Below are 6686 nucleotides of genomic sequence, written 5' to 3' on the forward strand. Positions count from 1 at the left end.
GCTGACGCTGCGCGAGCCCCGCTCGCTGTTTGACAGAAGCCGTGATGTGCTGCTGCTCGCTTCGGGGCGGGCGGTGGAAGGCCTTGCACTTGAACCAGCGGATGCAGCAGCGGTAGATGTCAAGTTAATTGCCGCATAAAGTTTGATGCTCAAGCAGCTAGTTGGGATGGTTGATTTTGGTTCTTTTTCGTTTCTGGATTGAGGTGGACTTCGGTGATTCGGCTCCAATTGCGTATCGGGCCGGACCAACGGTTTGGGTTGGCATCCCCGGCTGCGGCATAGACTTTGGCGCGGTCATTCAAAATGGCCTCATCGAGCTGCAGGTAGCGCTGCGCTGGCGTCACAAAGCCATTGGCGCTGTGCCGATGCTCGTGGTTTGCCCCAGTGCACCAGCTCTGTCGCCCAGCGCCGCGCTTGTAGCAGGCCGTTAAACGGTTTGACGGGCAGTTCAGGCCGGTACTTCAGTGTCCTGAACAGAGCCTCCGAGTAAGGATTGTCGTTACTGACAGCTGGCCTGCTGCGAGAGGTGGCCACGCCCAAGCGCTGCAGCGTGGCGAGCATCGTCTCCCCCTTCATCGGTGCGCCGTTGTCCGAATGAACGGTGAGCTGATTGGGCGTGATGCCCTGGCGCTCGCAGATGGCCTGATGCAGTGCGCTGGCCAGTTCGCCACTTTCACAGTTGTACACCTGCCAGCCAACAATCTGGCGACTGAACAGATCCACGAACAGGTAAAGGTAGAAGTAGATGCCGCGCACCTCGGTGGGCAAGTAGCTGATGTCCCAGCAGTAAATCTGATCGGGCCCAGTGGCCATCAGTGCGCGTGGCTTGCTGCGTTTTTGCGCCACCCGCTTCCCAAGCGGTGGGGCCTCAACTGGCCGGCTTCACGCAGCAGCCGGTACAGGGTCGACTCACTCGCCACGTACAGGCCCTGGTCGGCCAGGCGAGGCACAATCTGGCGTGGCGGCAGATCCTTGAATTGGTCGCTGTTGACCACCTCCAGCGCAGCTTGTCGCTCAGCTTCGCTGAACTTGTTGGGCGGCACGGTGATGCGGCGTTTGTCGCCGACCCTGAGGTCGCCTTCCTGGTTCTCCGGGCGCCTCCAGCGCTGAACAGTGCGCGCGTCCAACCCAATCAGGGCGCAGGCCTTTTGCAGGCGTGCGCCACTGGCGCAGGACTGCCCGATCAGACCGAGCAGTATCTGACGATGCTCGCACGGCGTCATTTCTCCTCGTCCGCCCACAGGGCCTGGAACTTTTTTTGTAGCACCAGCAAGGCTGCGGCTTCGGCCAGCGCCTTCTCTTTTCGACGCAGTTCACGCTGCAACCCATCGTGTTTGACTTGCAGTTCACGCAACGCCGCCCTGGCTTCGCGCGATTAAGACGCTGTGGCGCTGCAGAACACTTCACCCCAGGACTTCAGCTGGTGCTCAAAAAACCCCTTCTCCCGGCACCACGCATGCAGCTGAGCGTGTTTGCGCTGTCTACGGGACATAAAGGCGGGCACATGGCAACAAACGCCGTGTGCCAGACTGTTTTTGATGCGAAGCTTCACTTTCCTTTTCAGAACCGTGTCGTCTGGAGGGGAGTCCTCGTTGGCTGGGTGTTGCTGCTTTAATCCTGGCTCTTCTGGGCGCCTTTGCAGCGCCTGCCTGCCGGACAGAAGACGCTGAAGAGCCATAGCGTGTTGTCTCGCAGCCCAGTGGCTTCACCCTTTCCGGTTGCCCGACTGCCATCTTGCGGGCAAACCACGGGCATCAATTTGCCAAGAACCGTTTGAAAGCCAAACGGTTGACGGATAGCTGGCAAACGGTTTGACAGAATGGAGCGGGTGATGGGAATCGAACCCACGCTATTTGCTTGGGAAGCAAAAGTTCTGCCATTGAACTACACCCGCATTTTCTAACTCGTTGATTCGCAACGATTTATTCATCTAAGCGCTTGAATTTAAAGGAGTTTATGTATTTTTGGCGTTCCGCAATTTCCTAGAATCGCCTACACCAAACCCTATACACTTACGCTTTTAGCGTAGGAATCAGCGTAGTTTTTCACGCCACGCCATGTTCCTTACGCTGCCGTCGCATTTTCAGCGACGGTGACCAAGCAGGAGTATACGGCGTATGTTCTTTGATGCGCGAGCTGCGAAGCTGCTCAAGCCCAGCGAGCACATGGTGATCGACGGATGTTCGGGCCTGCGCCTGGTGGTGTCAGCCAGTCGCAAGACGTGGATTTATCGGTACAAAGCGGCAGGCGGACGCATGAAGCAGGTGGCTATCGGCCAGTGGCCTGCCATGTCGGTGCAGTCAGCTGCGGCGCAGTGGCAGGCGCTGCGTGATCAGCGGAGCGGGGGCGCCGATCCAGCGGCCGCGCGCAAGGCGATGCGCAGGTTGGAGCAATTCCCGGTGCTGGCGCCGTCGGTGTATACCGTGAGCCGGTTGGTCGAAGGCTATATTGATGGTCACCTTGTGGTCCATCGTAAAGAGGCTGGTGCGCGTGCCGCTCAGACAATGCTTTCGCGGCTCTTGGAGGAGCAGCCAGAGTTTGCGCAGATGCCGGCGGCAGCCGTCACGCGGGCAACTGCGTTTACCGTGCTTGAGTCCAAAAAAGCTACGCCAACGGCCGCAGCAAAACTACGCTCGCTACTGGGCGGTGCATGGGATTACGCGCTTGACGCCGGGCGGCTCGATGGCGAGGTACCGAATTGGTGGCGAGTGGTGATGAAGGGGCGGCTTAAGAGCAAGGGCAAGCTGGTGGGTGGCGAGCACCAGGGCCAGCAGCGGCGCGTGCTGCGTGCCGGCGAGGTCAGCACGCTGCTGGCATGGCTGCCGAACATGCATTCACTAGGGCGCGATGTAACGCAGATGTACCTGTGGACCTGCGCGCGAGGTGTGGAGATTCTGGGAATGCGCCCCGAGCATATTGCAAAGGAGCCTGACGGCTGGTGGTGGACGGTGCCCAAGCAACTGACCAAAAATGCGCGATTCAAGGAGGGGATTGATTTGCGCGTGCCGTTAGTTGGCCGGGCACTGGAAATTGTGCGCCGACGCCTGGACGCTGTCGGTGCATCGGGCTGGCTGTTTGAGGATGAGCGGGTAGGGCAGTATGAGCAAAAAGACTTTTCAACCTACATCTACAACCTGCAGCCGTATTCACCCCGGGTGAAAAACCGGCAGAGCGAGGACGGCCTGGTGCTGCCGGTGGCGCACTGGACTCCCCACGACTTGCGGCGCACAGGACGCACGCTGCTGGCGTCGTTGGGGTGCCGCGATGAGATTGCCGAGGCTATCATTGGTCACATGCCTAAGGACATCGTGGGGGTCTACAACGCGTATAGCTACGATGCGGAGCGGCGGCATTGTCTCACCGAGCTGTCTGCACATCTGGACAGCCTGGTACGAAATCAAGCGGATTTCCCCGCGCGTCCGTAACCGCTGTTTTCTGGCGGCAGCAGGTCAGACACCGGGCACTCCTCGCCCCAGGCCTCAAGTTCTTTCACCAGTCAAGCGGATCGACCTGCGCTGAGCTTGCGCGGCTTGGGCACTTTGCCCTGCTGCACCAGCCTGTCGAGCATGCTTTCTGAGATTGAAAGAAAAGTAGCCGCTTGGGCACGCGCTAGGTAAAGCGGTTTGATGGTGACGACGTCGATTTTTTCATTCATGGTTTTACTCTTTGTGGCGCCGATTTGCCGGTGCTGTGTAGTGAGCGCATCTGCGCTACGCTCCCGCGCTCGGCTCGGTCGGCGATGCCATGGCGGTCCTGGGTAATCAAGTGGTCCATCACGCTGACGGCCGCGCGGGCGATGGCCAGCTCTTCGCCGTTGAAGCCGATGCGGCTGGTCTTGTTGAACCGGGCGATGACGGTGTCGTAAATCTCGATCTGGGCGTTGGGCGCCAGTTGGTCAGCGCGAAAAAAATTACGCCGTCGACAATCAACATGCGCATCATCTGGCTGTAGGTAAAGGCGGCTTTAATCCAGTCCCGCAGCTCGATGGCGGTGGTTGTGCCCTTGGTGAAATGGGTCACCAGATCCCAGTGGTTGATCTGGCAAGTGAGCTGGGCGCTGGGCGCCAACTTTGGGCGCCATAACTTGGGAAGGGCCAGGGCGGGGCGGGCCAGTGAATATTGGCGTTCGGGCATCATTTTGTTATATATTGCTCCTAATATAATAGCTATAAACGCTCGCAAAAATTGGACAACCGGGTTGTTTTGCGATGGCGAGGCCTACCAGGCTTTGATTTGCGTGGCAGGGTTTTCGGTGGGTGATCTTGCGAGTCATGCTGCCTCCAGTTCAATCTGAGACGTTTGCATCACATCGCCCTCATGCCCGAGTGAATAAAGCTGTGCGTCACGGCCTGGGTCCGTGGCACGGGCATTGGGTGGTAACTGTGCTTGTAGCTTGGCGGGTAGATGATGGTGGCGGCCTGCCTGGGTTTTGGCGTAGACGACTTGCGGGTTATACGGACCACAAATTTCTGTTTTCCCCAACCGCCAGATGGCTTTGATTCGGCCTTGGTCGGCCTTGGTAAGGCGTCGGCAAGCGTCTGTGTCAGAAAATAAGCAAAACCGGACGATCCTGCTAATTTTGCTCGGAATAAGGTTCCCGCAGCAAAGCGCCTGGCGAATCGGTGCTGGGCGCTTTTGAGCCACATTAGCACTTCAGCGTCGGCCGTTCTGAAGCCATCGGCTGTAATGGCTTTTTCGTTTATCAGCTGGTCGAGCTGTGCGGCTTGTTCTGGTTTAAGTTTCATTTCTCGTCCATGAAAAAGCGCCTCAGTGGCGCTTAGGTTATTGGCTCAGGCGGCGCTGTAGCGTGACTTCACAAAACTCATCACACGCTGAAGTTGTTCGTCAGAGAGCTGATCAAGGTGGGCATTCAGTTGCTCGAGCACGGTGGGGGGCCCCGTATTTGTCGGCGCCGCTGCCGCGCGCATCGGTACGACATTGGCGGCGGGTGTGGCTATCGGGGTATCCACCGCATCCTGCATGCTGGCGATGGTGCGCAAGCCCTTGACCTTGCCGGCGAAGTCCGGCGGCGCCAGCATAATCCACGGCCCGCCGGTTTTTTGCGTCAGCATGGCAATGTGAGCGTCATAGGCGGCGCGCCCCTTCTGGACAATCTCGCTGCGCCGCCGGTCCTTCTCGCTGGCCAGCAGCTTTTCGGCCATCAGGCGGTTTTCACACACCAGCTTGGCCAGCATGTCTTTGGTCTTTTTTGCTTGGTCGATGGTCTGAACATGGGCGAGCATCTGCGTTTCGGCAGACTCCAGTGCAGCCTCGGCGCCCTTCAATGCCTTGATCTGTACGTCGAGGTCGGCGAAGTCCTGGTCAGTCTTAGGCGCACGAATCAGCCGGTGTTTCAGGAAGTCGCGCAGCGCAGTCTCGAAGGCTGCAAAGTTGTCTTTGACGACAATCTCTCCAGAAACTTGCACAAGCACGGCAGGTAGGCCTTGGACCTGTTCGGCCACGATAAGCACGGGGACTGCGGGTAGGACGTAGGCGTCCAGGTCAATCTTGAACTGAGCCCAGCCCGCCACGATGGCGCTGCGTAATTTTGAATCTGGTGTGTACCAGCAATCGCGCGCTTCAATCAGGGTGTCAACATCCCATGTTGACGCCATGAACAGGATTCGTTGAGCGCCCGACACCATGCACTGCTGTTCCATCTGCGTGCGATACACCATAGGCAGTTCAGAGCCCAGGCATTGATCCAGCACTAAAGTGCGAAGCTCGGCATTCAAGCTCTTGTGTCCAAAGCCGATGGCTTCGCACATTGTCAGACCGTCGAACGATGCTGAGTACAACCCGTCAGATCCAGTCACCGGGTATATTTCTTCCCCAATGATTTCCTCGGCCAGCGGGCGGGCCAAAGCTTCGAAGCGGTGGCCGTCGTCAAAACGGCGCTGTGTGCCAGCATCAACTTCCGGCGTCAGACCAGTGTGCATTTCGTGCAGCAGCTGGCTGCGGGTCTTGTAGGGACTGCAGCCCATCATGGCCGGGGCATCGGATTCGTTGAAGTGCTGGGTGCGGTAAGCCAGGCCATCACTGGCCCGCTGGCTACCATCGGACTTAATCAGCCGGCATACCGGGTTGCAGGTCCACGGCGTGGTGAAGTGCTGCTTGGAGCACTCGCAGTATTTCGGCGCGGGTAGGTCAAGCGGTGGAAATGCTAGTTCGTGTGGGCAGTGCTGACATTGCTCCCTTGCACCTATGCCGTTGCAGCAGTTACTCATGGCAGCCTCCAGAATTCCACAATCCAGACCCAGGGGTTTGCATCCGAACTGCCGTCGAGCAGCGCCCGCACCATGGCGCCATTGAATAGGATGGGGCGTTCCTTCACGACGCGCCTCCTTGCGCAACAACCGGCACCGGCACCCGGCAAACCAAGTCACCCTCTTTTGTCCAGATCGGATCGCGGCCCAGCGCGGTGCACTTGGCGCGGCCCCCATCGGCCAGCGCGGCAACGTAGTCGGCTTCATCGGCGATGTCCTGAGCGGCTTGCATTTCGCTTGGGCCATCCATGAGGGCACCGGCAATCAGCAGGACGATGGCGGCAAGCAATATCGCGGCGAATTTGGTAACTGGATTCATCATTGCTCCCCGTCTTAAATTTCGTTGACTACTCCGACAACCTGCTTTTGCGTTTTGTCCAGAAAACTGCCGGGCATCGGCTTGAGCGCGCTCGATATAGCG

Annotated in this window: 9 protein-coding genes and 1 tRNA gene; 2 read left to right on the plus strand and 8 right to left on the minus strand. The window is 58.6% G+C overall.

Going from position 1 to position 6686, the window contains the following annotated elements; genetic code table 11:
* Window positions 1–309 precede the first annotated feature (309 nt).
* The 4 genes from HHJ19_RS12290 to HHJ19_RS12305 all read right to left on the minus strand — a co-directional run bounded on the left by HHJ19_RS12290 (window position 310) and on the right by HHJ19_RS12305 (window position 1894).
* On the minus strand, window positions 310–813 hold the full coding sequence (locus tag HHJ19_RS12290; protein WP_296907747.1) for a DDE-type integrase/transposase/recombinase: 504 nt from the start codon (window positions 811–813) through the stop codon (window positions 310–312).
* Window positions 813–1223, minus strand: coding sequence for a helix-turn-helix domain-containing protein (locus tag HHJ19_RS12295; RefSeq protein WP_296907750.1), 411 nt, complete (start codon window positions 1221–1223; stop codon window positions 813–815). The genes HHJ19_RS12290 and HHJ19_RS12295 overlap by 1 nt, the downstream gene beginning before the upstream one ends.
* Entirely contained in the window at window positions 1220–1354 is a 135-nt protein-coding gene (locus HHJ19_RS12300) for a hypothetical protein (protein WP_296907752.1), read from the minus strand. Before HHJ19_RS12300 ends, HHJ19_RS12295 begins: the two co-directional genes overlap by 4 nt.
* Before the next feature lie 466 nt (window positions 1355–1820).
* Window positions 1821–1894 (minus strand) — tRNA-Gly (locus HHJ19_RS12305).
* A 223-nt stretch (window positions 1895–2117) separates the two neighbouring features.
* On the opposite strand from HHJ19_RS12305, the gene HHJ19_RS12310 reads away from it, so the two are divergent.
* A complete protein-coding gene (locus HHJ19_RS12310; protein ID WP_296907755.1) occupies window positions 2118–3425 on the plus strand; it encodes an integrase family protein in 1308 nt (435 codons plus the stop codon).
* A 71-nt stretch (window positions 3426–3496) separates the two neighbouring features.
* Here HHJ19_RS12310 and HHJ19_RS12315 read toward each other — a convergent pair whose 3' ends face one another.
* A complete protein-coding gene (locus HHJ19_RS12315) occupies window positions 3497–3655 on the minus strand; it encodes a hypothetical protein (protein WP_296907758.1) in 159 nt (52 codons plus the stop codon).
* Between the two features lie 89 nt (window positions 3656–3744).
* Between HHJ19_RS12315 and HHJ19_RS12320 the strand changes: the two genes are divergently transcribed.
* Entirely contained in the window at window positions 3745–3951 is a 207-nt protein-coding gene (locus HHJ19_RS12320; protein WP_296907761.1) for a hypothetical protein, read from the plus strand.
* Window positions 3952–4303: 352 nt separating this feature from the next.
* Here HHJ19_RS12320 and HHJ19_RS12325 read toward each other — a convergent pair whose 3' ends face one another.
* The 3 genes from HHJ19_RS12325 to HHJ19_RS12335 form a co-directional block, all read right to left on the minus strand.
* Window positions 4304–4744, minus strand: coding sequence for a hypothetical protein (locus HHJ19_RS12325; protein ID WP_296907764.1), 441 nt, complete (start codon window positions 4742–4744; stop codon window positions 4304–4306).
* Window positions 4745–4789: 45 nt separating this feature from the next.
* Window positions 4790–6226, minus strand: a complete 1437-nt coding sequence (locus tag HHJ19_RS12330; RefSeq protein WP_296907767.1) for a YqaJ viral recombinase family protein — start codon at window positions 6224–6226, stop codon at window positions 4790–4792.
* 103 nt (window positions 6227–6329) lie between these two features.
* Window positions 6330–6584 carry a hypothetical protein gene (locus tag HHJ19_RS12335; protein ID WP_296907770.1) on the minus strand — a complete coding sequence of 85 codons (255 nt, stop codon included), beginning with the start codon at window positions 6582–6584 and terminating at the stop codon, window positions 6330–6332.
* Window positions 6585–6686: the final 102 nt, after the last annotated feature.

Source organism: Polaromonas sp. (assembly GCF_012927415.1).
Classification (GTDB): domain Bacteria; phylum Pseudomonadota; class Gammaproteobacteria; order Burkholderiales; family Burkholderiaceae_C; genus Polaromonas.

Bases quoted from the DNA above. Each gene is read 5' to 3' on its own strand.
- HHJ19_RS12335 (WP_296907770.1), bottom strand. From the start codon at position 6,584: ATGAATCCAGTTACCAAATTCGCCGCGATATTGCTTGCCGCCATCGTC.
- HHJ19_RS12310 (WP_296907755.1), top strand. From the start codon at position 2,118: ATGTTCTTTGATGCGCGAGCTGCGAAGCTGCTCAAGCCCAGCGAGCAC.
- HHJ19_RS12290 (WP_296907747.1), bottom strand. From the start codon at position 813: ATGGCCACTGGGCCCGATCAGATTTACTGCTGGGACATCAGCTACTTG.
- HHJ19_RS12325 (WP_296907764.1), bottom strand. From the start codon at position 4,744: ATGAAACTTAAACCAGAACAAGCCGCACAGCTCGACCAGCTGATAAAC.
- HHJ19_RS12295 (WP_296907750.1), bottom strand. From the start codon at position 1,223: ATGACGCCGTGCGAGCATCGTCAGATACTGCTCGGTCTGATCGGGCAG.
- HHJ19_RS12315 (WP_296907758.1), bottom strand. From the start codon at position 3,655: ATGAATGAAAAAATCGACGTCGTCACCATCAAACCGCTTTACCTAGCG.
- HHJ19_RS12330 (WP_296907767.1), bottom strand. From the start codon at position 6,226: ATGAGTAACTGCTGCAACGGCATAGGTGCAAGGGAGCAATGTCAGCAC.
- HHJ19_RS12320 (WP_296907761.1), top strand. From the start codon at position 3,745: ATGGCGGTCCTGGGTAATCAAGTGGTCCATCACGCTGACGGCCGCGCG.